This is a genomic window from Streptococcus sp., assembly GCF_030528045.1.
Classification (GTDB): Bacteria; Bacillota; Bacilli; order Lactobacillales; family Streptococcaceae; genus Streptococcus.
Genome location: NZ_JAUMZR010000001.1, coordinates 70577 through 97048, shown reverse-complemented (window position 1 = coordinate 97048; position 26472 = coordinate 70577). Strand labels below are relative to the sequence as shown.

20 protein-coding genes are annotated in these 26472 nt (G+C 41.1%); 13 read left to right on the top strand and 7 right to left on the bottom strand.

Annotated elements, in window-relative coordinates; all coding sequences use genetic code 11:
- Window positions 1–23 precede the first annotated feature (23 nt).
- The gene (gene thrS, locus Q4A91_RS00440) at window positions 24–1967 is read left to right on the top strand and encodes a threonine--tRNA ligase (RefSeq protein WP_303203979.1); all 1944 of its coding nucleotides are present in this window, start codon (window positions 24–26) and stop codon (window positions 1965–1967) included.
- 47 nt (window positions 1968–2014) lie between these two features.
- Here the strand turns inward: thrS and Q4A91_RS00435 are convergent, their stop codons facing one another.
- Together Q4A91_RS00435 and Q4A91_RS00430 are read right to left on the bottom strand one after the other, a co-directional pair.
- Window positions 2015–2989, bottom strand: coding sequence for a sensor histidine kinase (locus Q4A91_RS00435; RefSeq protein ID WP_303203978.1), 975 nt, complete (start codon window positions 2987–2989; stop codon window positions 2015–2017).
- A complete protein-coding gene (locus Q4A91_RS00430; RefSeq protein ID WP_303203977.1) occupies window positions 2982–3659 on the bottom strand; it encodes a response regulator transcription factor in 678 nt (225 codons plus the stop codon). The genes Q4A91_RS00435 and Q4A91_RS00430 overlap by 8 nt, the downstream gene beginning before the upstream one ends.
- Window positions 3660–3986: 327 nt before the next feature.
- Here Q4A91_RS00430 and Q4A91_RS00425 point away from each other — a divergent pair, with 327 nt between their 5' ends.
- The 3 genes from Q4A91_RS00425 to Q4A91_RS00415 all read left to right on the top strand — a co-directional run bounded on the left by Q4A91_RS00425 (window position 3987) and on the right by Q4A91_RS00415 (window position 6578).
- Window positions 3987–4550 carry a TetR/AcrR family transcriptional regulator gene (locus Q4A91_RS00425; RefSeq protein WP_303203976.1) on the top strand — a complete coding sequence of 188 codons (564 nt, stop codon included), beginning with the start codon at window positions 3987–3989 and terminating at the stop codon, window positions 4548–4550.
- Window positions 4551–4635: 85 nt separating this feature from the next.
- The gene (locus tag Q4A91_RS00420) at window positions 4636–5412 is read left to right on the top strand and encodes a ferredoxin reductase (RefSeq protein WP_303203975.1); all 777 of its coding nucleotides are present in this window, start codon (window positions 4636–4638) and stop codon (window positions 5410–5412) included.
- A gap of 89 nt (window positions 5413–5501) precedes the next feature.
- Window positions 5502–6578 carry a DUF2974 domain-containing protein gene (locus Q4A91_RS00415; RefSeq protein WP_303203974.1) on the top strand — a complete coding sequence of 359 codons (1077 nt, stop codon included), beginning with the start codon at window positions 5502–5504 and terminating at the stop codon, window positions 6576–6578.
- 81 nt (window positions 6579–6659) lie between these two features.
- Here the strand turns inward: Q4A91_RS00415 and Q4A91_RS00410 are convergent, their stop codons facing one another.
- Window positions 6660–11117 carry a YSIRK-type signal peptide-containing protein gene (locus Q4A91_RS00410; protein ID WP_303203973.1) on the bottom strand — a complete coding sequence of 1486 codons (4458 nt, stop codon included), beginning with the start codon at window positions 11115–11117 and terminating at the stop codon, window positions 6660–6662.
- A gap of 550 nt (window positions 11118–11667) precedes the next feature.
- Between Q4A91_RS00410 and Q4A91_RS00405 the strand changes: the two genes are divergently transcribed.
- Complete coding sequence (locus tag Q4A91_RS00405) at window positions 11668–12861, top strand: oxidoreductase (protein WP_303203972.1); 1194 nt, start codon at window positions 11668–11670, stop codon at window positions 12859–12861.
- Between the two features lie 101 nt (window positions 12862–12962).
- Window positions 12963–13592, top strand: a complete 630-nt coding sequence (locus tag Q4A91_RS00400; RefSeq protein WP_007517726.1) for an MBL fold metallo-hydrolase — start codon at window positions 12963–12965, stop codon at window positions 13590–13592.
- A 104-nt stretch (window positions 13593–13696) separates the two neighbouring features.
- Here Q4A91_RS00400 and Q4A91_RS00395 read toward each other — a convergent pair whose 3' ends face one another.
- Both Q4A91_RS00395 and Q4A91_RS00390 read right to left on the bottom strand, forming a co-directional pair.
- Window positions 13697–14461, bottom strand: a complete 765-nt coding sequence (locus Q4A91_RS00395; RefSeq protein ID WP_303203971.1) for a hypothetical protein — start codon at window positions 14459–14461, stop codon at window positions 13697–13699.
- Window positions 14462–14549: 88 nt separating this feature from the next.
- The gene (locus Q4A91_RS00390; protein ID WP_303203970.1) at window positions 14550–16442 is read right to left on the bottom strand and encodes a M13 family metallopeptidase; all 1893 of its coding nucleotides are present in this window, start codon (window positions 16440–16442) and stop codon (window positions 14550–14552) included.
- A gap of 179 nt (window positions 16443–16621) precedes the next feature.
- Here Q4A91_RS00390 and Q4A91_RS00385 point away from each other — a divergent pair, with 179 nt between their 5' ends.
- The 6 genes from Q4A91_RS00385 (at window position 16622) to Q4A91_RS00360 (ending at window position 21015) form a co-directional block, all read left to right on the top strand.
- A complete protein-coding gene (locus Q4A91_RS00385) occupies window positions 16622–17344 on the top strand; it encodes a metal ABC transporter ATP-binding protein (protein ID WP_303203969.1) in 723 nt (240 codons plus the stop codon).
- Window positions 17341–18189 (top strand): metal ABC transporter permease, encoded by an 849-nt coding sequence (locus tag Q4A91_RS00380; protein WP_084937391.1) that lies wholly within the window; start codon window positions 17341–17343, stop codon window positions 18187–18189. The genes Q4A91_RS00385 and Q4A91_RS00380 overlap by 4 nt, the downstream gene beginning before the upstream one ends.
- A 26-nt stretch (window positions 18190–18215) precedes the next feature.
- Window positions 18216–19145, top strand: coding sequence for a metal ABC transporter substrate-binding protein (locus tag Q4A91_RS00375; RefSeq protein WP_303203968.1), 930 nt, complete (start codon window positions 18216–18218; stop codon window positions 19143–19145).
- A gap of 120 nt (window positions 19146–19265) precedes the next feature.
- Window positions 19266–19760 (top strand): thiol peroxidase, encoded by a 495-nt coding sequence (tpx, locus tag Q4A91_RS00370; protein WP_303203967.1) that lies wholly within the window; start codon window positions 19266–19268, stop codon window positions 19758–19760.
- Between the two features lie 83 nt (window positions 19761–19843).
- The gene (locus tag Q4A91_RS00365) at window positions 19844–20494 is read left to right on the top strand and encodes a metal-dependent transcriptional regulator (protein ID WP_303203966.1); all 651 of its coding nucleotides are present in this window, start codon (window positions 19844–19846) and stop codon (window positions 20492–20494) included.
- 107 nt (window positions 20495–20601) lie between these two features.
- On the top strand, window positions 20602–21015 hold the full coding sequence (locus Q4A91_RS00360; RefSeq protein ID WP_303203965.1) for a hypothetical protein: 414 nt from the start codon (window positions 20602–20604) through the stop codon (window positions 21013–21015).
- A 31-nt stretch (window positions 21016–21046) separates the two neighbouring features.
- Here the strand turns inward: Q4A91_RS00360 and dtd are convergent, their stop codons facing one another.
- Window positions 21047–21490, bottom strand: coding sequence for a D-aminoacyl-tRNA deacylase (dtd, locus tag Q4A91_RS00355; RefSeq protein WP_254736808.1), 444 nt, complete (start codon window positions 21488–21490; stop codon window positions 21047–21049).
- A 29-nt stretch (window positions 21491–21519) separates the two neighbouring features.
- Window positions 21520–23736, bottom strand: a complete 2217-nt coding sequence (locus Q4A91_RS00350) for a bifunctional (p)ppGpp synthetase/guanosine-3',5'-bis(diphosphate) 3'-pyrophosphohydrolase (RefSeq protein WP_001123776.1) — start codon at window positions 23734–23736, stop codon at window positions 21520–21522.
- A gap of 292 nt (window positions 23737–24028) precedes the next feature.
- On the opposite strand from Q4A91_RS00350, the gene Q4A91_RS00345 reads away from it, so the two are divergent.
- Window positions 24029–26404: a bifunctional 2',3'-cyclic-nucleotide 2'-phosphodiesterase/3'-nucleotidase gene (locus tag Q4A91_RS00345; protein ID WP_303203964.1), complete on the top strand. Its 2376-nt coding sequence runs from the start codon at window positions 24029–24031 to the stop codon at window positions 26402–26404.
- The last annotated feature ends 68 nt before the right edge of the window (window positions 26405–26472 follow it).

Sequence of the window (26472 nt, the reverse complement as noted above, 5' to 3'; positions counted from 1 at the left end):
GATAAATTTTTAAGGAGAAAACCATGATTAAGATTACTTTCCCAGATGGCGCTGTTCGTGAATTCGAATCTGGCGTTACAACTTTTGAAATTGCCCAATCTATCAGCAATTCCCTCGCTAAAAAAGCCTTGGCTGGTAAATTCAACGGCAAACTCATCGATACGACTCGTGCTATCACTGAAGATGGAAGCATCGAAATCGTGACACCTGATCACGAAGATGCCCTTCCAATCTTGCGCCACTCAGCTGCTCACTTGTTTGCCCAAGCAGCTCGTCGCCTTTTCCCAGACATTCACTTGGGAGTTGGTCCAGCTATTGAAGATGGCTTCTACTACGATACTGATAACACAGCTGGTCAAATCTCCAACGAAGACCTTCCTCGTATCGAAGAAGAAATGAAGAAGATCGTCAAAGAAAACTTCCCATCTATTCGTGAGAAAGTAACCAAAGACGAGGCCCGTGAAATCTTTAAAAACGACCCTTACAAGTTGGAATTGATTGAAGAACACTCAGAAGACGAGGGGGGGTTGACTATCTACCGTCAAGGTGAATACGTGGACCTTTGCCGTGGCCCACACGTTCCGTCAACAGGTCGCATCCAAATCTTCCACCTTCTCCATGTAGCTGGTGCTTACTGGCGTGGAAATAGCGACAACGCGATGATGCAACGAATTTACGGTACAGCTTGGTTTGACAAGAAAGACTTGAAGAACTATCTTCAAATGCGTGAAGAAGCTAAGGAACGTGACCACCGTAAACTTGGTAAAGAGCTTGACCTCTTCATGATTTCTCAAGAGGTTGGTCAAGGGCTTCCATTCTGGTTACCAAATGGTGCGACTATCCGTCGTGAATTGGAACGCTACATCGTCGACAAAGAGTTGGCTTCTGGCTACCAACACGTTTACACTCCACCACTTGCTTCTGTAGAGCTTTACAAGACTTCTGGTCACTGGGATCATTACCAAGAAGACATGTTCCCAACCATGGACATGGGTGACGGGGAAGAATTTGTTCTTCGTCCAATGAACTGCCCACACCACATCCAAGTCTTCAAACACCATGTTCACTCATACCGTGAATTGCCAATCCGTATCGCTGAAATCGGTATGATGCACCGTTATGAAAAATCTGGTGCCCTCACTGGTCTTCAACGTGTGCGTGAAATGTCTCTCAACGACGGTCACCTCTTTGTTACTCCAGAACAAATCCAAGAAGAATTCCAACGTGCCCTTCAGTTGATTATCGATGTTTATGAAGACTTCAACTTGACTGAATACCGCTTCCGTCTCTCTCTTCGTGACCCTCAAGATACTCACAAGTACTTTGACAATGATGAGATGTGGGAAAATGCCCAAACCATGCTTCGTGCAGCACTTGATGAAATGGGTGTGGACTACTTTGAAGCTGAAGGTGAAGCAGCCTTCTACGGACCAAAATTGGATATCCAAGTTAAGACTGCTCTCGGAAAAGAAGAAACCCTTTCGACTATCCAGCTGGACTTCTTGCTTCCAGAACGTTTCGACCTCAAATACATCGGGGCTGATGGTGAAGAACACCGTCCAGTTATGATTCACCGTGGGGTTATTTCAACTATGGAACGCTTCACAGCTATCTTGATTGAGAACTACAAAGGTGCTTTCCCAACATGGCTTGCACCACATCAAGTAACCCTCATCCCCGTTTCTAACGAAAAACACGTAGACTACGCATGGGAAGTGGCTAAGAAACTCCGTGACTGTGGTGTCCGTGCTGATGTGGATGAACGCAACGAAAAAATGCAGTTCAAGATCCGTGCTTCTCAAACCAGCAAGATTCCTTACCAATTGATCGTTGGTGACAAGGAAATGGAAGACGGAACAGTCAATGTTCGTCGCTACGGCCAAAAAGAAACACAAACTGTCTCAGTAGATGACTTTGTGCAAGCTATCCTTGCTGATATCGCCAACAAATCACGCGTTGAGAAATAAAAAACTAGCACAAAAGCCTCCAATCGGAGGCTTTTTCTCATCTATGTTTACTCAATAACGAGCTTCACTTCAGCGAATTTAATCCGTACGGTTGTTCCTTTTCCGACCTCAGACTCGATGCGAATCTGGTGACCCAGTTCTTCAGAAATTTTCTTAGATAGATAAAGTCCAAGTCCAGATGACTGCTGGGTCAAACGCCCATTGTAGCCTGAAAAGCCACGTTCAAAGACTCGGAGCACATCGCTGTTTTTAATCCCGATTCCCGTATCCTTGATACAGAGCTCCTGACCTTCCATATAAATCTCTAACCCACCTTCCTTGGTGTACTTGAGACTGTTTGAGAGGATTTGTTCAATGACGACCAACAGCCACTTCTTATCGGTCACGATGGTTTTGTCAAGATCATGGAGATTGAGCGTCAGTCCTTTTTGGATAAAAAAAAGAGCATACTTACGAACCACTTCCTTCACCAGAACCTCCACTTGAACCTTTTCAAATACCAAGTCATCGTGGAAGCTTTCCAAACGAAGATACTGCAACACCAGATTGGTATAGGAGTCAATCTTAAAGATTTCCTGTTCCAGTTGCTGCTTGACCTCCCGATCAGAGACTTCTGCTACCAAGAGACGACTCGCTGCAATGGGAGTCTTTATCTGATGAACCCACAAGGTATAGTAATCAAGCAAATCCGTCAGCTTGCTCTGCGCTTCAGAATTCTTTTGATACAATTCAGACTCACGCTCTTCGAGCTTTTCTGCTAGCGCACATTCCAGAGGAGACTTGGGAGCTCGCTCAGCATAGAGTACTTCCTGCCGGTAAACCTGAGCTTCTGCAAATATATCCCAAGCCAAAAATAGGAAGGTCACAAAACTACTGAGCAGAAAGAAATAAAGAAAATAAGTTCCTAGACTAGCAAATAAAAACTGAAAGAGAAGGACGAGAAAGCCTAATGAAAAAATATAGACAAAGATGCGACTGCGAGAACGCAGATAGGCTAGAAAAAATGATTTCCAATCAAGCATGTTTCAGTCCGTATCCTATCCCTTTCTTGGTTTCGATAAAGCCTGCCAATCCTTGTTCCTCCAATTTTTTACGCAGGCGAGCAACATTGACAGACAAGGTATTGTCATCGATGAAAAAGTCGCTATTCCAGAGTTCCCGCATCAGGTCATCACGCGCCACGATATTGCCAGCATGTTCAAACAAGACCCGCAAAATTTGAAATTCATTCTTGGTCAAACTCAGAACTTCCCCCTGATAGTGCAAGTCCATAGACTTGGTATTGAGGATCACACCCGCATACTCTAGCAGACTTTCATCTCGGCCAAACTCATAGGAACGGCGCAACAAGCCCTGAACCTTGGCAAGGAGCACCTGCCGGTCAAAAGGCTTGGTCACAAAGTCATCTGCCCCCATATTGATCGCCAGGACGATATCCATCGCTTGATCTCTCGAAGAGAGAAACATGATGGGCACCTTAGAAATCTTACGAATCTCCTGGCACCAGTGGTAACCATTAAAAAGAGGCAGACCAATATCCATGAGCACCAAATGAGGTTCTGACTGAACAAAAAGGTTCAATACTTCCATAAAATCTTCTACCAAAACAACCTCAAAACCCCACTCAGAGAGCAGTTTCCCAACTTGTTGCCGAATAACTTGGTCATCTTCTACTAGTAAAATCTTGTGCATGCGCTCCTCCTTTGTTATTTCTCAAAGTATCAAAACCCTTCATATCAGATTTACGGATCAGTATCTCATACTGTTTAGCAGCCTATTTCCCAAATTCAGATCAGAAAACAGATGATAAATAGAGAACATTCCCACTGATATCATACCTTATTTTTAATTATAGTTCCAGCCTTATCCTATATTTTCCTTTTTGTGCTCATTTAGTTAGCGTTTCTTTAACTTATTTAATAGATCTACCCTTCTTATTGACAAGCTAGCCATGATTTGTTAGAATATGAATGAACAAATAAATCTATTCATTCATAAAGCAAAGGAGGTCAAATCATATTGGACAAAAAACAATCTTTAAAGACAGCAGCCTATGAAGTTTTTTCGAAAAAAGGTTACAAGGCAACAGGAATTTCAGAAATTGCTAGGCAAGCTGGTGTTGCAGTTGGTTCTTTTTATAACTATTACGAGAGTAAAGAAGCCATTTTTCTAGACATCTATATAGATGAAAACAACCGTGTTCGCCAAGCTATGATCGAAGAACTGGATTGGGAAATTGACATGATCGACCTCATTGGTCAACTATTTGCTCAGTCCAGAACTCTCGTTTCTTCCAATAAAATCCTTGCAGAATGGTACAATCCTGCCATCGCAGATGAGTTGCACAGCTACTATTCCTCGGAAGAAGGCAAAGTCGCAAATCCTTTTCATCAGTTTCTAGTTAAAACTTTTACAAATCGTATGCAGACTGAAGGGTACTCGCCAGAAAAGATTCAAAATATTTTACAGGTTTATAATCTTTTTTACTATATGGATATGCATATCACGGAAAATGATTTTCCAGATATTGGCAAAACTGTTGAAATACTTGCAACCAACTTCATTAAAGGAGTTCTAAAATAAAGAATGGATTTCTTTATTTTTTGAAAAGATATGAATGAATTATTTTATAGTTCATTCATAAAATTAAGAATGGGAGTCATAAAAAATGAAAAGAGGTAAAAAAATGTTTATTATCATTCTATCAACACTTGGAGCGCTATGTATTATAACTTGGGGTGCCATCGCTTATCTTGGACGAAGCCATACATTATCGATAAAATCCATCGAAAATCCCAGCGGAGATCTACATTTAATTCATATCACAAAACCGAGTCATCAAATCTGGAAAGCTGGGGCTTATGCTAAGTTTACACTCCCTGATACCTCGTCTACTGCTAGTAAATATGAAGCTAAGGGAGAGCAAACCAGTCGATGGCTAACCATTGCCTCCACACCTGATGAAGATGAAATTCTCATTTTGACTCATAATAGTGGAAGCAACTTTAAGAACACCTTGACACATTTACCGGCTGGCAGTGAGATTGAGATGAGTTGGTTGGATTCCTCTTTAACCATTAAAGATACGAATCAGCCACTAGTTTGCTTTGCATCTGATGTTGGTATTTCTACTTTACGTCCCCTCATCAAAGAATGGGCTGGTAAATCTCCGATTATTCTCAACCATTTTGATAAAGGAGTTACTGTTTTCGATAATGAGATGAAAGAACTGGCTCAAAAAAAACCGAATTTTACTTATAAAACTAGCGATGATTTTTCTCAAAGTCAAGAATTTTTAAAACGTGCTATTGATGAATACGGCAATCAAGCCAGCTATCTCATCACAGGTCAGCCTGATGATGTTAAAGAGATGAAGAATTTTTTAAAGGAAAATGGGATTGATAGCAATAACATACAAGTAAGCTCGTTTAGAGGTTTGAAATAGGAGCAATCTATCTTCTATGTATTTCAATCAAACCCTACTAGCTAATTCTAGGTAAATGTGATAGGATAAACATAGAGAAAGGAGCTTTTATGGCAAATATTTTTGACTACTTAAATGATGTAGCATACGATTCCTTTTATGACCTCCCCGTGAATGAGTTAGATGTTCTTGCCTTGACTGAATTAACCTATCTTGCTTTCGATGATGTAGTCACCCAAGAACCAAAGCGTCTCATAGATCTAGCACCCCAAATTCCTAGAGAAACGACGATGTTGACCAATAAAAACCGTCTCCAGTTGTTGGATCAACTCGCTCAACACAAACGCTTTAAAAATTGCAAGCTCTCAGACTTTATCAACGATATCGATCCTGAATTACAAAAACAGTTTGCGGCCATGACTTATCGTATCAGTCTCGATACTTATTTGCTTGTTTTTCGCGGAACGGATGACAGCATCATTGGTTGGAAAGAAGATTTCCATATGACCTATATGAAGGAAATCCCTGCTCAAAAACATGCCCTCCAGTATTTAGAGAACTTTTTTGCCCAACATCCTAACCAAAAGATTGTCCTAGCGGGACACTCAAAAGGGGGCAATCTAGCTGTTTATGCCGCCAGTCAACTTGATCCAAACTTGCAGAAAAACATTATCGCTGTCTATACTTTTGATGCACCTGGACTTCACAAGGAACTAACCGAAACATCAGGCTATCAAAACATGATGGAAAGAACGAAAGTGTTTGTCCCACAAGGTTCTATCATCGGGATGATGCTGGAAATTCCGGATAAAAAAATCGTTGTTCGAAGCACTGCCTTAGGTGGCCTTGCTCAGCACGACACCTTTAGTTGGCAGGTTGAAGACAAGCACTTTGTCCAACTGGACGAGACCAATAGTGACAGCCAGCAAGTCGACACTACTTTCAAGGAATGGGTTGAGACGGTCCCTGATACGGAACTGCAACTCTACTTTGACCTCTTTTTTGGAATCATTCTCGATGCAGGCATCTCTTCTATCAACGTTCTTTCTTCCTTCAAGGTCATTGAACACATTCGCCATCTCTTTGTCCAAGCTCAATCCCTCACTCCCGAAGAAAGAGAAACCATGGGACGACTAACCCAACTCTTGATCGACACCCGCTACCAAGCTTGGAAAAATCGAGAATAGACAAAAACCAACTAATCATTAGGTTAGTTGGTTTTTTGTTTAAGAAACTAATGGACACTATTTAGAATTTCGAGTATAGAATTAGTCTTCTTTTTTCTTGCGAGACACAAGTCCAAATCCGCTCATCAAACCAAGTACTCCTAGAGCTGCCAAAGCTGCATGATCTTCCGTACCAGTATTAGGTAATTCTTTGGTTGCTTTAGTAGTTGGAGATTGCTCAGTCGGTTTTTGTTGAGGGGCAGTAACAACTTTTTCGTAGACATGTTCCGTGTCGCCGTTTGGAAGTTTCTTAGTCTCTACGAAGCGGTAGCCTGGAATATCCTTCTTAGGTTGTTCACCGTCTTCGGTTGGATGACCTGGAATTTCATTCCCTTCCTTATCCTTATGACTAGTCTTAACCTTCTCATAAACGTGTTCTGTGTCACCATTTGGCAGTTTCTTAGTCTCTACGAAGCGGTAGCCTGGGATATCTTTCTTCGGTTGTTCACCGTCTTCGGTTGGATGTCCTGGAATTTCATTGCCTTCCTTATCCTTATGACTGGTCTTCACTTTTTCGTAGACATGTTCTGTGTCACCGTTTGGAAGTTTCTTGGTCTCTACGAAGCGGTAGCCTGGAATATCTTTCTTAGGTTGTTCACCGTCTTCGGTTGGAACTAATGTATTCCCCTTAGTATCTACAAATGAAGTAATTGGACGTACAGTTGGAGTGTATTTTGCAGTTATTTCTGTTCCGTTCTTATCAACTCGTTTGACTGTAACTCCTGAAGTCTTCCCAACAAAGTCTTTTTCTGGTGTGAAAGTTACCACACCATTTTCATCAATGGTATAAGTTCCTTCTCCCTGAACAACTTTCTTAGTCGTGCCATCATTAAAGGTTGGTTTTACTTTTTCATCAATTTCAACAGTCTTCTCTACACCATTTATTGTAACTTTACCACCAGTAAAAGTTGGTGTACCGTTTTGTGTTTGCCCTTTAGGACCTTCAGATTCATCATCTGTAGAAGTTGGTTTAACAGGTATTACAGTTGGAGTATACGTTGCTGTAGCAGTTGCTGTAATATCAGAATCATTAGCATCTTTTCCTAATTTTGCAGTAAGTGAAACTGTGACAGGTGTTGCTGTACCTGTAAATGTCTTCAATGGAACAAAGGTTACTCTGCCTGTTTCATTATCAATTGAGTAGATACCCTGACCATCAATTGTTAGAGTATCAACAAATCCACCTGTTTTTGGATCTACTAACTTAGCAGGCGAAGAAGCACTTGGTTTTACTGGTGATCCATCTCCAACAGATGTAAAGGTTGGAGTTCCTTTTTGAGTAGCACCTTGAATATCAGTCGAAGTCACATTATGTCCTTCAATCGTATCAGTTACTGTAATATGGTAGGTTGTTGTAGCGGTTGATGAATCAACTCCATGGTCAACTCCCGACTCAGTTCCACCGATTGTTGCTTCAGTAGTATAATTTCCATTACTATCAATAACATCAATCTTAACAGTATATACTCCTACTTCATTTAAGCTATATCCACTAGCAATATTATAGTTATTTGCATCTTGTTTGGTATCAAATACTTTTTGAATTCCTGAAGGCGATGTTACTGTGATTCGAGTGATATAGGTAGTTTTTCCATATTTAGTATCTTCAGAGTCTGAGATGCTTACTGCAGCTTTTGCTTCATTACGAAGGTCAACAGCTGTACCTTTTGTTGAAGTATAATCTTTTGAAGATGCTGTTGGTTTTGTATTTATAACCGTTGCCACACCCGTATTTGTGGCAATTGTCCCTCTAATAATACCACCAAATCCTGACTTAGTATGAACTTCCCAAGAGTCATTTCCTAGCTTAGTAGCAGTCACTTCTGTTCCATCAGACGACGCCCAGATATTTGAATGTTTATCGTAAGTGACAGTTACTGACATTCCATCTCCTACCTGATTAGTATTCTTAGAAACATAAATCGTTTCTGGACGAGTTGGCGTTTCGACACTTATCACTTTCCCAGCACTATCCAGCTGTCGGATGTACTCATAGATATAAAATTTCATACCACCGTCTTGCTGAGCTTCTGTATACACTTGACGTTTAGTCCATCTTGTCGTACCATCACCATTCAGTGTTTTACTTTCAGCATAGTCGCCCGATAACTCCCAGTGTCCGGTAGCCTTATTAAAAGTAGCAGTATGTTTTTGCCCATCCGTTCCATTTAACTCAACTTGTTCACGTAAGAAAGTCCCCTTAACATTTTCAACAGATGCGTCGACTTTAATATTGTCCACACCAACTTTGGCAGTCGCCTCTGATGTCACAGGAATATTAAAGACTGTATCGGAATCTACAATACCTAATTCTTGATTTTCAGAAACAGCTGTGTTGGTTGAAGCACTGTCTACGAGCCATTTGCCATTAACTGCTTTTAGATTGGTTACAGTACCATCAGGCATTGTTACCTTAGCACTTGATGCACCTTTAGAAATTTTAACTGGTACCACTGTTGAGTAAGTTTCAACGTTTTGAACCTCAACCTTTGGTTTCACGACTAATGTTACAGTAGCATGTGCTTCTTGTCCAGATTGGTTCCAGACATTATTATTAGCCAATTTATCATAATCTTTTGCAAATACGGAGACTGTGTAAATTCCTGCTTCAGTTAATTTTCCAGAAATGATTCCTCTCCCCATATTCGTTTGATCAGCAGCTTGCTCATCAGAAGTACTGTTTGCAACACTATAGCTAGTACCTGGAATTAGGACTTTAGAATCATCTAATTGTTCACCAATGGTGTTATATCCTGAAACTCCTGTCACTGCTCTAGAAAATCTTTGAGGCACTCTTACAACTTTTCCTTCAACCGTCGTGTAGTTATAAGTTCCTCGACTATTTGCTGGTGTTGCACTAGCACCTGATTCGTCATAGAATTGAATGTTTACATTAGCATCATCACCTACTTTACGATCATAACGCTCAGAGTCTGACTTTATTTTAGGAGGCGTGCTATCTTGCCACCCGACCCAACCAGCACGAAGATTCTGAATTTGGAAAGTTACTGTTCGACCATCTGTATTGGTCGCAGTAATATTAAATCGTAAATCATAAACTCCATTTTCAATATCCGCTATAACTTTTCCTTGAATTGTGTCTGTTTCTGAATCGTATGTCAAGCCCGGCACAAGGTTAGTTGGGGTTACAGAAGTTAAACTCCAACCAGCTTGCTTGGCACTTTCAGAAACAGCAATACGATTTTTCAAACCTTTAATATATACACAATCAATTCCTTGTTCATAACCATAGCCATAAATTTCTGTAGCTAAATATTCATAGCCACCATTAGCAGAGTAAATCGAAGTTGCAGCATTTGAAATTCTTGACCCATCCGCACGAAGTTTGTTTCTCCAAAGAGGTGCTTCTTCTGCTAATTTTTTAGCAGCATCAGGAGTTAATGGATAGTCTACACGTCCTTTGTTATTATGACCAGTTTTTCCACCTTGTTCTGTATGCATCCCATTTCCAGCATTTGTATCATTGCCAACTCGCTGATTAGAATAGACTTCTATCTCTAACCCTGTAGCATCAGTACCTGTAATTAATTTAATTTCTTGGACTGGAATCGTATAGGTATCCTTACCTGTATGATTTGAAGCATTTATTTCTGAGACACGAGAGACATTTGTCCCTTCTTCAGCATAGAAATCTTGAGCAGCCAAAGCTACTCCAAAACTCCCGTCTTTTCCAACACCCGCTTTCTTCAGATCATTGTAGACAGCAAGAATAGATTCATTTAAGCGAGACAATTGATCATTGATTTGTTTAGCTGTAAGGGCATCATTCGCTAAGACTTTTTTAGTTTCTGCAATAACTTCCTTATTATTAGCTATCGCCGCCTCAATTGCCGCTTTGTTTTGACCCTCAAGCTTATTTTTCCGGACTGCTTCAGTTGCTAAAACATTGGTTACCTCAGCTTCAGAAGTAACTTGTTCTAAGACTTTTTTACCTTCTTGGACTGGTTTGACAGTTTCTTCTGTTTCTTTTGTTTCTTCTGCTTTTTCTGTAGATTCCGTTATTTTCCCAACCTCGACAGACTCAGCAAATACCGTAATTAAATCCTTAATCTTAGCAAGTTCAGTATCCACTTCCTCTTGCTCAACTATCTCTTTTGAGATGACAGATTTCGCAGAATCTAATAGTTCTTTAGCAGATGTTAGTACCAAGTCATCTATATTCTTTGCTGTTTTTACTTTCTCTTCAAGTTCTGTAATTTTTTTAACTAAATCCGTTTTATCAACCGTCTTAAGGGCAACTTCTTTTTCTTTTTTTATCGAATTTTCAGGTGTTTTTGTTTCCGTAGAAGATTCCGTATTCACTGTCGATGTTGAAACAAGCGTAGTATCTGTTCCTTGAAGTTCCATCGCTGATACTGCTCCATTGCCCAAAAACATCAAACCTGCTGAAATTGCTACTGATGCTACTCCTAAACTATACTTTCGAATCCCATATCGAATGTATTTCTCCATTCTAAAATCCTGTTTTCCACTCTTCATAAGATACACAACCTCCCTATTTTTATCATGTTGATATTGAAATATAGAAAAAACAAAACTTCTTTCTCTCCATAAAAAGGGTTTTAAATTTTGATATTTCAAAAGGATTATATCCTCATATTCAATATGCATATTCATACTAACATTTTCTGTTCTCTTTTTCAATATTTTTAATAATTTTATTTTAGAAAAATACAAAAATGATTTAATGGTAAATAATTTAAAAAACCAATGTTCATTTAAATTTACAGCGTTTAAATTCCCAGAGCTGTTTATCTTATAATTAAATAAAATACACTTTAATGTATCAATTTATTTTTAGAGTCTTGTAGAAGTTAAATTTTCCCACCCTTACATTGTTATAACAAAAAATTTTCTATAAGAAGTGCACAAATTTAACAGTATATTTCTTAGCCGTTATTTATAGATTATCATGAAGATTTGACTTAGAGGCCTAGATTCTAAACCTTGACTACAGATTCTTTTTTTGTTAAAATGTAACAAACCTTATTACATCAAATATAAGATAATACATGAAAGGACTTCTACTATGAAATCATTAAAAGGTATTTTATTTATCGGACTTAGTATGCTTCTGACCATTCTAGCTTGGCTCAGTTCAGGCGCTAGTCAGTTTCTAATCCCTGGTTTAGCTCTCACTACCCTCTCACTTACTTTTATACTAGCTAGCCGTTTACCCTTGCTTGAGGCTTGGTTTAACGGACTTGAAAAGATGTATCTAGCTCATAAATTCACTGCTTTTCTATCCATTCTCCTACTAACCCTACACAACTTTAGCATGGGTGGTCTCTGGGGCTCGCATTTGGCCGCCCAGTTTGGAAATATCGCCATCTATATCTTTATCAGCATTGTTCTGGTTGCCTATCTGGGACAGTACATCCAGTATGAAGCTTGGAGATGGATTCATCGATTGGTTTATCTAGCCTATATCTTTGGCCTTTTTCATGTTTTGATGATTATGGGAAATCGTCTCCTCTCCTTTAGTTTCCTAGGTCTTATCTTTGGAATCTATGCTCTTTTAGGCTTACTTGCAGGTTTTTATATTATTTTCCTTTATCAAAAGGTCGGTTTCACCTATCTTGGAAAAATCGTAGGAATCAAACGCCTCAACCACGATACGACTGAAATTGAAATAGAACTTAGTCATCCTTTCACCTACGAATATGGACAATTTGCCTTTCTAAAAATTTTCCAAAAAGGTTTTGAGACTGCTCCACACCCTTTCTCCATCTCTGGAGGACAAGGACGAACTCTTTATTTTACGATAAAAAACTCCGGTGACCACACCAAGAATATCTATGACAATCTTCAAGTTGGTAGCAAGGTTGCAGTTGATCGCGCCTATGGGCATATGACTATGGAACATGATCCAAAACAGCAAATCTGGATCGCAGGTGGAATTGGAATGACACCTTTCATCTCTTATATCCGGGAGCATCATATCCTAGACAGGAACGTTCGTTTCTACTATAGTTTCCGTGGGGAGGAAAATGCTGTCTACCTAGATTTACTTCGTGACTACGCCCATCAAAATGCTAACTTTGACCTGCAGCTAGTCGATAGCAATGAAAAAGGATACCTGACTTTGGATCAAGAAGAAATCCCTGACCAGACTACAGTCTATATGTGTGGACCTCTTCCTATGATGAAGGCCCTTGCCAAGCAAATTAAGAAAAAGAATCCCAAAGCAAAACTCATTTACGAAGGTTTCAAGTTTAAATAAGATCATTGTCCCTCTAACACAAAAGAGGGACTTTCTTTTCACTTTATTTCCCTCTTCTATGCTATACTTAGTTTAGTACATTCTTTGAGATTGGAGCCAGTATGAAAATCCATAAAACCGTGAATCCCGTTGCCTATGAAAACACTTATTACCTAGAAGGGGACCAACACCTGATTGTGGTTGACCCAGGTAGCCATTGGGAAGCTATTCGCAAGACTATCGAAAAAATCAACAAACCAGTCTGCGCGATTCTCCTGACCCACACCCACTACGACCATATTATGAGTCTGGACTTGGTTCGTGATACTTTTGGAAATCCCCCAGTTTATGTAGCAGAGAGTGAAGCTAGCTGGCTTTATACACCTGTAGATAATCTCTCTGGTCTCCCTCGTCATGATGATATGGCAGACGTGGTCGCAAAACCAGCAGAGCACACCTTTGTCTTTCATGAGGAATACCAGCTTGAGGAATTTCGTTTTACAGTTCTACCGACCCCAGGGCACTCTATTGGCGGTGTTTCCCTGGTCTTTCCTGATGCTCATCTAGTCTTGACGGGAGATGCCCTATTCCGCGAAACCATCGGACGGACCGATCTTCCTACCGGTAGCACGGAACAACTCCTCCATAGCATTCAGACGCAGCTCTTCACACTTCCTAACTACGATGTCTATCCTGGGCATGGTCCAGCTACGACTATCGCTCACGAAAAGACCTTTAATCCCTTTTTCTAGCAAGCAAAAAACCAAGGATAATTTCCTTGGTTTTTGTGTAGCTTCTATTTCTATGTCAATATTTGCTCAGAAGAATCAATATTGACTAGAAAAATAATTCAAAACTAATTAGCCGGATTCAATTCTTTCCAGTCAATGTTAGACAAATCAAGCTTTTCAGAAGAAATATCTAAAACTTGCTCTGCTTTTTCATTGCCACCGATTTGAATAGTTGCTTCTTTAATCTTCTGCACTCCGTTTTTATCGAACGAATATAGAGACAGGTTCATTTCTGGACGAGTTGACTGCCAGTCTGCATAAGAGACTTGACCATTTTCATAAATATCAAATCCTGAGCGAAAACCACCTGCAGAAGCTATATATGCTGTGTGAAGTAAGCTAGGTTGTTGATTTTCCAAATAATAAATGGCTGAAACAAATTTTTCATCACCAATAAGCAACTCGTCTTGACCATCCTTATTCAAATCAACAATTGCGTATTTCCAATCGGGTGCATTATGATAATCCATTCGAGAGAAAACTAGGCCATGTTCTTCTGAAGTAATCTTATCTTGTTTATTTTCCTTGTATAAATCTTCTCTATTACCTTGTTTTAAAAGGTCTATAAAGTGTTTATAGCGTTCAATCACTTCTTTATATAAATCTTGTCTGGTTTCTTTCTTATTTTCAGCAGTCGATTGCGATTCCTTGGTTGACGAGTCACTAGTATTTTCAGCCTTTGCTTCTGTTGATACACTAGTCTTATCGTCTTTGGAGACAGATGATAGTGCAGATGAAGGTTCTGTATTGTTCCTATTTTTATTGAGACCACAAGATGCTAAAACTGAAATCGAAAGAATAGCTGAAAGCGTCATTAAAAATTTCTTCATGTTAACCTCGATAGCATTGCATTTTCAGATGGATAAACTTCAAAAATGAATCATTAATCCCAAGATGATACTTGATTAAGGACTTACTTTACCAAATAATCACACGGTCCTCTGGTGAACGCCACATGCCGTCGCCTTCTTTGACATCGTATGTTGTAAAGAAGTCATCGAAGTTTGGTACTTGCACATTGACACGGAGTTTTGCAGGCGCGTGCACATCGACACTGGCCATGAGCTTCATCAACTCAGGACGACCTTTCATACGCCAGATACGAGCAAAGTTGTGGAAGAATTCTTCAGCTGAGAAGTCTGGTTCTCTCTTAGCAGCTTCAAGGGCTGCAGCAATTCCTCCCAAGTCAGCAACGTTTTCAGACACAGTTAGTTTCCCGTTGATTCTTGCACCGTAAGATTCTTGCCCATCAAACTGGTCGATAACTTTTTGTGTTTTTTCTTTGAAAGCAGTATAGTCACTCTCTGTCCACCAATCCTGGAGGCTACCATTTTCATCAAAGGACGCACCATTTGTGTCAAAGGCATGAGAGATTTCATGGGCAATAACAGCACCAATACCACCGTAGTTAGCTGAAGACGACTGATGCAAATCATAGAATGGAGCCTGTAAAATGGCAGCTGGGAAGACAATCAAGTTTTTCTGCGGATTGTAGTAGGCATTGACCATATGAGCTGGCATACCCCACTCCTTGTAGTCAACCGGTTGGTTCCACTTGCTCAAGCTGTGCTTGATTTCCACACGCGTAAAGGCTAGGGCATTCTCAAAGAGACTGGCAGTTTCATCCACTACTTTGTCCTTGTAGCGTTCTGGCAATTCCTCTGGATAACCGATATAAGGCTTGATGACATTGAGTTTGACAATGGCCTTATCTCGCGTTTCAGGCGTGAGCCAGTCGTTCTTGGCCAAGCGTTCCTTATAAATGTCAATCATAGTCGCTACTTTTTTCTCTACATCAGCCTTGGCTTCTGGGGAGAATTTTTCATGCGCATACCAGAGGCCAAGAGCCTGATTGAAAGGACCTTGAGCCAAGTGATAAGCTGCCTTGACCTTGTCCTGTGCTTCTGGCACACCTGAAAGGGCACGTCCGTAGGCACCTGACAAGATACGAATCTCATCTGTGAGATAGCTTGTTGATAGATTGACCACACCCAAAATCAAGGTTGCTTTGAGTAGAGGCCACGCTTCTTCACTATAGAATTGCTCTGCTGCTTGCCAGAAACGTTCTTCGTCTACGATAACCTTATCTGGAGTTTGTCCAAGGACTGCTTGGAAGAAATCATCCAAAGGTAGGGCAGGAGCGAATTTCTTGAAATCTTCATAAGCGTATGGATGGTATAGTTTGGCATACTCTGAACTTTCTTCGTTAGAAAGCACCACAGCCGCAATGCGACGGTCCAATTCCAATCGTTTCTCTAGTAAGTCTGCGATTTCCTCATCTGAAAAATCATAGGCTTTGAGAAGATTCGTAGTACTTTCCTTCCAAAGATTCAAGAGCTCCTCACGTTGAGGATGGTCTTCAGCATAGTAAGTCGTATCTGGCAAGATAGTTCCTGGTGCACTGGCCCAAAGAACATTGATTCTGGCATCCATAAAGTCTGGTGATACACCAAATGGAAGGAAGTTTGGCTTGCCTGCTAGTTCAAATTCTGCCAATTTGCTGGTGAAATCTGCAAAGCTCTCCAAATCTTGGTATTCCTTGAGCATTGGCAAAACAGGCTTAATCCCATCAGCTTCTCTCTTGTCAAAATCGCGTACCATACGATGGTACTTAACAAAGTTTGCGAGGATAGCATCCTCTGGGACCTCTTCACCGACCAACCACTTGTCCGTAGTCGCCAGCATCAACTCTTCAATTTCCTCGTCAAGGTCAATAAAACCACCTGTTCGAGATTTGTCAGCTGGAATGACAGCTGTTTTTTCCCATTCGCCATTGATTGCATCATAAAAATCGTCTTGATAACGTGTCATCTTGTTCTCGCTTTCATTTTTTCACTTATTCTTAGCTTAGCAAAAAACACTTGGGAATGCAATTAAAAATGGTCTCTCTTTTCACTTCATTTTTCAGTTATTATTTTAAATTTTTCAAAAATTAACTTGACTTAATTTTTTTTTTAAGGTATATTAAAAGACAGGAGGAATACAACTGTATGATACGTATCGAAAACCTCAGTGTCTCCTACAAAGAAACGTTGGCACTAAAGGATATTTCACTAGTGCTCCAAGGACCAACTATTACCGGGATTATTGGTCCAAACGGTGCTGGAAAATCAACTTTATTAAAAAGTATGTTGGGAATTATCCCACATGAAGGTCAGGCCTTTCTCGATGACAAAGAATTCAAGAAATCTTTACATCGAGTTGCCTATGTCGAGCAAAAAATCCATATCGACTACAATTTCCCTATCAAGGTCAAGGAATGCGTCTCTCTGGGACTCTATCCATCCATCCCACTCTTTCACACCTTAAAGGCTAGTCACTGGAAAAAAGTGGCAGATGCACTTGAAATCGTTGGGCTCTCAGACTATGCTGATCACCAAATCAGCCAGCTCTCCGGCGGACAATTTCAACGTGTGTTGATTGCCCGCTGCTTAGTGCAGGAAGCTGACTACATCTTTCTAGATGAGCCATTTGTCGGGATTGATTCGGTTAGTGAAGAGATTATCATGAACACGCTGAGAGACCTTAAAAAAGCTGGTAAAACAGTTCTCATCGTCCATCATGACCTCAGCAAAGTCCCCCATTATTTCGATCAAGTTTTGCTTCTCAATCGAGAATTAATAGACCTTGGTCCGACTAAAGAAACCTTTACCGAAGCCAATCTTAAGAAGGCCTACGGTAGCAAACTCTTTTTCAATGGAGGTGACCTATGATAGCAGAATTTATCGATGGATTGCAACATTTCCATTTCCTACAAAACGCCTTGATAACAGCTATAGTCATCGGAGTGGTTGCTGGAGCCGTGGGATGTTTTATCATCCTACGTGGGATGTCTCTCATGGGAGATGCTATCTCTCACGCAGTTTTGCCCGGCGTAGCCCTTTCCTTTATCCTAGGAATTGATTTCTTTATTGGAGCCATCATCTTTGGCTTGATGGCCTCCATCATCATTACCTACATCAAGGGAAACTCTATCATCAAGAGTGACACTGCCATTGGTATTACCTTTTCATCTTTCTTAGCCCTAGGTGTCATCTTGATTAGTGTTGCCAAGAGTTCGACAGACCTCTTCCATATCCTTTTCGGGAATATCCTCGCTGTCCAAGACATGGACATGTGGATTACCATTGGTGTGGGGGCAATCATTCTCTTGATTATCGGGATTTTCTTTAAACAACTATTGATTACATCCTTTGACGAGCTCCTGGCTAAAGCCATGGGAATGCCTGTCAATTTCTACCACTATCTGCTCATGGTGCTCTTGACCCTTGTGTCTGTCACCGCCATGCAAAGTGTTGGAACCATTCTTATCGTGGCCATGCTAATCACTCCAGCTGCGACAGCTTACCTTTATGCTAATAGCCTAAAGAGCATGATTTTCCTTTCATCAAGTCTCGGAGCCCTAGCTTCTGTTGTGGGACTCTTTATCGGCTATAGCTTCAATCTCGCAGCAGGATCGAGCATCGTGCTCACATCTGCCAGTTTCTTTCTCATTAGCTTCTTTATCGCTCCAAAACAACGATATTTGAAACTGAAACATAAAAAAATCAATAAATAAGGGGAGACCCTTTCTGGAGGAATCTAATGAAAAAATTAGGTACATTGCTTGTACTCTTTCTTTCCGTCATTGCTCTTGTAGCATGTGCTAGCGGAAAAAAAGATACGGCTTCTGGTCAAAAACTAAAAGTTGTTGCTACAAACTCAATCATCGCTGATATTACCAAAAATATCGCTGGTGACAAGATCGATCTTCATAGTATCGTTCCTGTTGGTCAAGACCCACATGAATACGAACCACTTCCTGAAGACGTTAAGAAAACTTCTCAAGCTGACTTGATTTTCTATAACGGTATCAACCTTGAAACAGGTGGCAATGCTTGGTTTACCAAATTGGTTGAAAATGCCAAGAAAACTGAAAACAAGGACTACTTTGCAGTTAGCGACGGTGTAGACATCATCTACCTTGAGGGCCAAAACGAGAAAGGCAAAGAAGACCCACACGCTTGGCTCAACCTTGAAAATGGGATGATTTATGCTAAAAATATCGCTAAACAACTGATTGCAAAAGATCCTAGCAACAAGGAATTCTACGAAAAAAATCTCAAAGACTATACTGAAAAACTAGATAAACTGGACAAGGAAGCCAAAGAGAAATTTAACAATATCCCTGCTGAGAAGAAACTCATCGTAACCAGCGAAGGATGCTTCAAATACTTCTCTAAAGCTTACGGTGTCCCAAGTGCCTACATCTGGGAAATCAACACGGAAGAAGAAGGTACACCTGACCAAATCAAGACCTTGGTTGAAAAACTTCGCCAAACAAAAGTTCCATCCCTCTTTGTTGAATCAAGTGTCGATGACCGTCCAATGAAGACTGTTTCACAAGACACAAATATCCCAATCTACGCACAAATCTTTACTGACTCAATTGCTGAAGAAGGGAAAGAAGGCGACAGCTACTACAGCATGATGAAATACAACCTTGACAAGATTGCTGAAGGTTTGTCTAAGTAATCCATTAAAAACGTCGTTCTCACATGAACAGGCGTTTTTTATCGCTTAATTTCCAGTCAAATCATTGGAAAAATCTGACAATTCTCGGTAAAATAAAAGAAAAAAGAATGGAGTAGTTTCATGACCACTTTTCTCGGAAATCCTGTAACTTTTACAGGTAAACAACTGCAAGTCGGAGACAAGGCACTTGACTTTTCTCTCACGACAACCGATCTCTCTAAAAAAACGCTAGCTGACTTTGATGGAAAGAAAAAAGTCTTGAGTGTTGTCCCTTCTATCGATACTGGTATCTGCTCAACGCAAACACGTCGATTCAACCAAGAACTAGCTAACCTCGACAATACCGTCGTTCTTACTGTTTCTATGGACCTACCATTTGCCCAAGGACGCTGGTGTGGGGCTGAAGGTCTTGACAATGCCATCATGCTCTCAGACTACTTCGACCATTCTTTCGGGCGCGATTATGCCCTCTTGATCAACGAATGGCATCTCCTTGCACGTGCTGTCTTTGTTCTCGATACTGACAATGTCATCCGTTACGTAGAATACGTTGACAACATTAACACGGAACCAGACTTTGAAGCTGCTATTGCTTCAGTGAAAGAACTGGACTAAAATCAAAGCCATTAGGGCAGAAGGCTAGAGAAATCTAGCTTTTTTTGATATACTAGATGGAGAGAAAAGACAAGAGGAAACGAATGACGCCAAATAAAGAAGACTACCTAAAATGTATTTATGAAATCGGTACGGAAATGCAAAAAATCACCAATAAGGAAATTGCTGCCCGTATGCAAGTCTCTCCACCTGCCGTAACAGAGATGATCAAACGCATGAAAAGTGAAAATCTCATCCTCAAGGACAAGGAGAATGGCTATCTATTGACAGATATCGGCCTCAAACTAGTCTCCGAACTCTATCGCAAACACCGGTTGATTGAGGTCTTTCTAGTTCACCATCTCGACTATACCAGTGACCAGATCCACGAGGAAGCTGAGGTCCTAGAGCACACTGTATCCGATCTCTTTGTAGAGAGACTGGATAAACTCCTGGGCTTCCCTAAAACCTGCCCCCACGGAGGAACCATCCCAGCCAAGGGGGAGCTATTGGTTGAAATCAACAACTTACCACTGGCAGACGTCCAAGAAGCTGGAACCTATCTCCTGACTCGCGTTCATGATAGTTTTGAACTACTCAAATATCTAGAAAAGCATGAAATCCATATCGGTGACCAAGTCAAAGTCAAGCAGTTTGATAATTTTTCCAATACCTTTACACTGGTCAACAAAGGTGAAGACCTCCAAGCTAGTATGGATATCGCCAAACAACTCTATGTCGAAAAAATCAACTAAGTCCTTATCCTTGAAAGAAATTCCTTTCAGGGATTTTTTATTATTTTAGTTGTAAGTTCCATTCGTTTGGTGTAGAATGAAGCTAGATAAAAGAAGGAGATCTTCCTATGAAAAAGCTCTTTAGAATCCATTTTGCAGCCATTGTAGTCAGCGATTTGCTACTGTTGGTAACTTTCAGACCCCGATACGAACTTTCTTTGGAGAGAGGCCTTATTTTTTGCTTCATTTTCATCCTTGCTAAAGGACTACTGCTATTTCGCTTGGTCAATCGACTCAAAAAACAGTTCTCTGAGATTGATCCTCAAATCAATAAAAAGATTCGCTTCTACTATTTAGGAGTGCTCATCAGCGATTTGCTATTATTTGTCTTTTTAGCCATCACTGGCCCTCAATATTTCTACTCTCTTACTCCAGTCTTTACTTCCTGTCATTCTACTTTATATTATATGACGGCTAGCCACCTAAGAGAAAACTATCCCGACTTTTACAACAAACACATCGCCTTCTGGGAGTGTCTATAAACAAAAACCAAGCCAACTGGGCTTGGTTTTCTTATCTATTTTTAGTATCAAGAATGATGGTAACTGGCCCATCATTTACCAGCTCCACCTGCATATCCGCTCCAAAGATGCCTGTCTGAACGGGCACTTCCTGAGCTAGCTTTTGGTTGAAAGCCTCATAGAAGGCAGCTGCCATATCCGGCTTGGCTGCACCTGTAAAAGCTGGACGATTGCCTTTCTTGGTATCCGCAAAAAGAGTAAACTGAGAAATAGAAAGGATTTCCCCCTCAATATCCTTGATAGACAGGTTCATCTTGCCTTCTGCGTCTGAAAAAATCCGCATATTGACAAGCTTTCTCACAGCATAGTCCAAATCTTCCTCTTGGTCCTCTGGGCCAACACCGACCAGTAATAAGAGTCCCTGATTAATTTTTCCATGAACCTGACCTTCGATACTGACTTGGGCTTTCTTGACTCGTTGAATGATGATTTTCATAATAGCCTTTCTAGTAACTGAAGGGAGAATTAGCCGTTGGTCCGTTTGACGGAGTAAACCTCTGGCACACTCTTAATCTTGTCCACGACTGTGGTCAGTGTAGAGAGGTTGGAAATACCAAAGGAGACATGGATATTGGCAAATTTCATATCTTTGGTTGGTTGGGCGTTAACGGTTGAGATATTCTTGGTCGTGTTTGAGAGAACTTGTAAAACATCGTTCAAAAGCCCTGTACGGTTGAGACCATAGATATCGATGTGGGCAGTGTATTCCTTGCTTGAGAATTGATCTTCCCACTCCACATCAAGGAGACGTTGCTCATAGTTTTCTTGGGCGCGGAGGTTCATACAGTCCACACGGTGAATAGCTACACCGCGTCCCTTAGTAATGTAGCCGACAATGTCGTCACCCGGCACTGGATTACAACACTTGGCAATCCGAACTAGGAGACCTGAAGCACCTTCAATGACCACACCACCCTCATGCTTAACCTTGAGGGTTTCTTTGTTTTCAACCTTAACTTCGCCACCTTTGACAAGCTCTTCTGCTTCCGCCTTGGCCTTAGCGCGTTCTTCCTCGCGGCGTTCCTTTTCGGTCAAACGGTTAAAGACGGTAATAGCACCAATTTCTCCAAAACCAATGGCTGCGTAGAGGGCCTCCTCTGTCTTGTAGCTAGTCTTTTGAAGGACCTCGTCCATATGACGCTTGTCCATAAACTTATTGGCTACATAGCCGTTTTCTTGGAACTGGGCCATCAACATTTCACGGCCCTTGTTAACGGATAATTCCTTGTCTTGATTTTTAAAGAACTGACGAATCTTGTTGCGCGCCTTGCTGGTCTTGACCATGTTGAGCCAGTCACGACTCGGACCAAAGGAGTTGGGGTTGGTGATAATTTCAACCTGATCCCCTGTCTTGAGCTTGGTTGTCAGTGGAACCATACGGCCATTGACCTTGGCGCCAGTCGCTTTTTCACCGACTTTGGTATGGATTTCATAGGCAAAGTCAATCGGTCCTGAATCTTTTGGAAGGGAACGAACTGCACCATCTGGAGTAAAGACGTAAATCTCCTCCGCCAGATAGTTTTCTTTAACAGAGTCCACAAATTCCTTGGCATCATCAGCCTGGTCTTGGAGCTCCATCATCTCCTTGATCCAGTTCATTCCAATAGCAGATTCCTTGCTGTTGACCTGCCCTTTAATGCCTTTCTTATATGCCCAGTGAGCTGCTACCCCGTACTCAGCCACTTCGTGCATTTCCTTGGTCCGAATCTGGAACTCAATCGGCCCTTTTGGCCCATAAACAGTCGTATGGATAGACTGGTAACCATTGGCCTTACGGTTAGCGATATAGTCTTTGAAGCGGCCTGGCATAGGTTTCCAAAGTTCATGCACATAACCTAGCATAGCATAGACATCACTCTGGGTATCCAAGATACAGCGAATGGCAATCAGGTCATAAATTTCCTCAAAGCGTTTCTTCTTATCCTGCATCTTGCGGTAGATCGAATAGATATGCTTAGGACGACCATAGATTTTCCCTTTGAGATTTCGTTCGGTAGCGTACTCTTCCAACTTGGTTACAACTTCGTCGACCAAAGCCTCACGTTCTCTGCGTTTTTCCTTCATCATGTGGGTGATCTTGTAAAACTCAGTTGGGTTGAGATAACGGAAAGATAGATCTTCTAACTCCCACTTGACGCTGGAAATCCCCAGACGATGAGCAAGTGGTGCGTAAATTTCCATGGTTTCTCTGGAGATACGTTCTTGCTTGTCCTTTCGCAGGTGTTTGAGAGTCCGCATATTGTGCAAACGGTCCGATAATTTAACCAAGATAACACGGATATCCTCAGACATGGCCATAAGCATCTTGCGGTGATTTTCAGCCAATTGTTCCTCGAGTGATTTGTACTCAACCTTACCAAGCTTGGTCACCCCATCAACGATAATCCGAACATCATGACCGAACTCTCTCTCTAGATCATCCAGTGTCGCGTCTGTATCCTCAACCACGTCATGCAAAAAACCACAGGCAACGGTTACTGCATCCAGCTTGAGCTTAGCCAGAATGCCTGCTACCTGAATGGGATGGATAATATAGGGCTCACCTGATTTCCGAAACTGCCCACTATGACAATCAACTGCGTAAATTAATGCTTTTTGTACAAAAGCAACGTCTTCCTTTGTTAAATATTCTTTCGTTAAAGCGACTACCTGATCGCCCGTCAAATTCACTTCTTTCGGCATCTATACTCTCCAATTCTTCCTACCATTTTATCACTTTTTTAAAGATATGAAAACTAGAAAAGCTCTGCAGTTCTATAATTTATTCCATTTCTTACAAGGATCTCAAAAAGAACAATAAACTTTAAACTGTTTTATTATTTCTATTTACTTTTATGATTAATGAGTGTATTTTATAAACAAACCAGCTATTTCCTATCATTTTTAATAAAATTTCTAAAAACATTCGTATTTAACTCGATTGATTGGCTTCCATCCTGTATAATAGAGTGAAACTATTTTTGAGGAGATTTTTATGTCATCATTTCGTAAACAAGCAGCCCTTTTAGGTCTGACTGCAGCTGTATTTGCAGCTTCTACTGCACAAGCAGATGAAAAAGCTACAAATCTAGATACTAGCACAACACCTAAACCAGTGGCAAACCAATCAGAGAAATCTGTTACAGCTACTGGAAATGAAAAGGCAACGGCATCTGAAAAAACGGACGTCCCTGTTAAACAAGATGAAAATGCTACTCCAGTAGCAAGCACTGAAATAACCCCTTCTAAAGAAGGAAGCCTTGCAGACGACAAAGCCCTTCAACCAACAGAAGGACAGGAAGTCGATGTCCGCATCCTTGCAACAACTGACCTTCACACCAATTTAGTTAACTATGATTATTACCAAGACAAACCCGCTGAGAACGTTGGACTAGCAAAGACAGCTGTTCTCATCGAAGAAGCTAAAAAAGAAAATAGCAATACACTTCTTGTAGATAATGGAGACACCATCCAAGGAACGCCACTTGGAACTTACAAGGCCATCGTTAACCCAGTCAAAGAAGGGGAACAGCACACTATGTATGCAGCACTTCAAAAGCTCGGTTTTGAAGCTGGTACACTTGGAAACCATGAGTTTAACTATGGTTTAGACTACCTCAAACGTGTCATTGATACAGCTGGAATGCCGATTGTCAACGCCAATGTTGTAGATCCTAAAACGGGCGCTTATGTCTACGACCCCTATAAAATCATCAGCAAAACCTTTGTTGATAAAACTGGTCGCAAAACGACCGTCAAAATTGGGGTGACTGGAATCGTTCCCCCTCAAATTCTCAGCTGGGATAAGGCCAACCTTGAAGGAAAGATTCAGGTCAATGACTCTGTAGAAGCTATTCAAAAGATTATCCCTGAAATGCGCAAAGCAGGTGCAGACATCACTCTTGTACTCTCTCACTCAGGTATCGGAGATGATAAGTACGAAAAAGGAGAAGAAAACGAAGGCTATCAAATTGCAAGTCTACCTGGTGTGGATGCAGTTGTAACAGGGCATTCTCACGCCGAATTTCCAAGTGGAAATGGCACTGGCTTTTATGAAAAATATGCTGGTGTTGATGGCGTAAATGGTAAAATCAACGGTACTCCTGTAACCATAGCTGTGAAATATGGGGACCACCTCGGTATTATCGACCTTAACCTTATCTACAAAAACGGAAAATGGACTGTTGCCAACAGCAAAGGCTCTATTCGTAAGATTCACACTAAGTCCAAAGACGCTGATGAACGAATCAAAGAAATTGCCAAAACAGCCCACGAAGGAACCATCCAATACGTTCGCCAACAGGTCGGAACAACAACTGCACCGATCACGAGCTATTTTGCCCTTGTCAAGGATGATCCATCTGTTCAAATCGTCAATAACGCACAAATCTGGTATGCTAAGAAAGAACTAGCAGGAACTCCTGAAGGAGGTCTTCCTATTCTCTCGGCTGCGGCACCATTTAAGGCGGGAACCCGTGGAGATGCTACTGCCTATACAGATATTCCAGCTGGCCCAATCGCCATCAAAAACGTAGCCGATCTCTACCTCTACGACAATGTCACGGCCATCCTAAAAGTCACTGGAGCTCAACTCAAAGAATGGTTGGAAATGTCTGCTGGTCAGTTCAACACGATTGATCCAACTAAAAAAGAAGCGCAACAGCTCATCAATCCAAGCTACCGTACTTATAATTTTGATGTGATTGACGGTGTAACCTATGAGTACGATGTCACCCAACCAAATAAATACGATCGCGAAGGTAAGTTAATCCACCCTGATGCTAGTCGTGTCCGCAATCTAAAATACCAAGGAAAAGATGTCCGTCCAGATCAGGAATTCATCGTGGTAACCAACAATTATCGCGCAAATGGTAAATTCCCTGGTGTTCGTGATGCTAGCATCAATCGTCTCCTCGGATTTGAAAATCGCCAGGTTATCATCAACTATATCCTCGATGTAAAAAATATCAACCCAAGTGCAGATAAAAACTGGCACTTCACAAATAGCATAAAAGGGTTGGATGTTCGTTTCTTGACAGCTGATAAGGCCAAAGACTTAGTCGGCACAGATGGTGACATTCAATATCTAGCTAGCTCCGACCAAGAAGGGTTCGGCGAATACCGCCTTCTCTATGTAGAGCCTAAAGCTGAACCTGCAGAAACAAATCACCACGAAGTCCAAGATACGCAGGGACAAAATCAAGGCGATGCAATCACTCTTTCAAACGGTGGGCAAACTATTATTTTACCAAGCGCTCATAATCCAGTAGCTACTACTCTACCAAATACAGGTGAGAAAACGTCTATCCTAACCTTCCTAGGTGTCATTCTAGCGGGGCTTGGACTTTCTCTCAAGAAAAAGGAAGAATAACATAATAGAAGCAAGGCGAGACTCGTCCTGCTTCTTTTTAACCAGCAAAAACACTGCCAGATTTCTCT

Bases quoted from the DNA above. Each gene is read 5' to 3' on its own strand.
- thrS (WP_303203979.1), top strand. From the start codon at position 24: ATGATTAAGATTACTTTCCCAGATGGCGCTGTTCGTGAATTCGAATCT.
- Q4A91_RS00435 (WP_303203978.1), bottom strand. From the start codon at position 2,989: ATGCTTGATTGGAAATCATTTTTTCTAGCCTATCTGCGTTCTCGCAGT.
- Q4A91_RS00430 (WP_303203977.1), bottom strand. From the start codon at position 3,659: ATGCACAAGATTTTACTAGTAGAAGATGACCAAGTTATTCGGCAACAA.
- Q4A91_RS00420 (WP_303203975.1), top strand. From the start codon at position 4,636: ATGAAAAGAGGTAAAAAAATGTTTATTATCATTCTATCAACACTTGGA.
- Q4A91_RS00415 (WP_303203974.1), top strand. From the start codon at position 5,502: ATGGCAAATATTTTTGACTACTTAAATGATGTAGCATACGATTCCTTT.
- Q4A91_RS00410 (WP_303203973.1), bottom strand. From the start codon at position 11,117: ATGAAGAGTGGAAAACAGGATTTTAGAATGGAGAAATACATTCGATAT.
- Q4A91_RS00405 (WP_303203972.1), top strand. From the start codon at position 11,668: ATGAAATCATTAAAAGGTATTTTATTTATCGGACTTAGTATGCTTCTG.
- Q4A91_RS00400 (WP_007517726.1), top strand. From the start codon at position 12,963: ATGAAAATCCATAAAACCGTGAATCCCGTTGCCTATGAAAACACTTAT.
- Q4A91_RS00395 (WP_303203971.1), bottom strand. From the start codon at position 14,461: ATGAAGAAATTTTTAATGACGCTTTCAGCTATTCTTTCGATTTCAGTT.
- Q4A91_RS00390 (WP_303203970.1), bottom strand. From the start codon at position 16,442: ATGACACGTTATCAAGACGATTTTTATGATGCAATCAATGGCGAATGG.
- Q4A91_RS00385 (WP_303203969.1), top strand. From the start codon at position 16,622: ATGATACGTATCGAAAACCTCAGTGTCTCCTACAAAGAAACGTTGGCA.
- Q4A91_RS00380 (WP_084937391.1), top strand. From the start codon at position 17,341: ATGATAGCAGAATTTATCGATGGATTGCAACATTTCCATTTCCTACAA.
- Q4A91_RS00375 (WP_303203968.1), top strand. From the start codon at position 18,216: ATGAAAAAATTAGGTACATTGCTTGTACTCTTTCTTTCCGTCATTGCT.
- tpx (WP_303203967.1), top strand. From the start codon at position 19,266: ATGACCACTTTTCTCGGAAATCCTGTAACTTTTACAGGTAAACAACTG.
- Q4A91_RS00365 (WP_303203966.1), top strand. From the start codon at position 19,844: ATGACGCCAAATAAAGAAGACTACCTAAAATGTATTTATGAAATCGGT.
- Q4A91_RS00360 (WP_303203965.1), top strand. From the start codon at position 20,602: ATGAAAAAGCTCTTTAGAATCCATTTTGCAGCCATTGTAGTCAGCGAT.
- dtd (WP_254736808.1), bottom strand. From the start codon at position 21,490: ATGAAAATCATCATTCAACGAGTCAAGAAAGCCCAAGTCAGTATCGAA.
- Q4A91_RS00350 (WP_001123776.1), bottom strand. From the start codon at position 23,736: ATGCCGAAAGAAGTGAATTTGACGGGCGATCAGGTAGTCGCTTTAACG.
- Q4A91_RS00345 (WP_303203964.1), top strand. From the start codon at position 24,029: ATGTCATCATTTCGTAAACAAGCAGCCCTTTTAGGTCTGACTGCAGCT.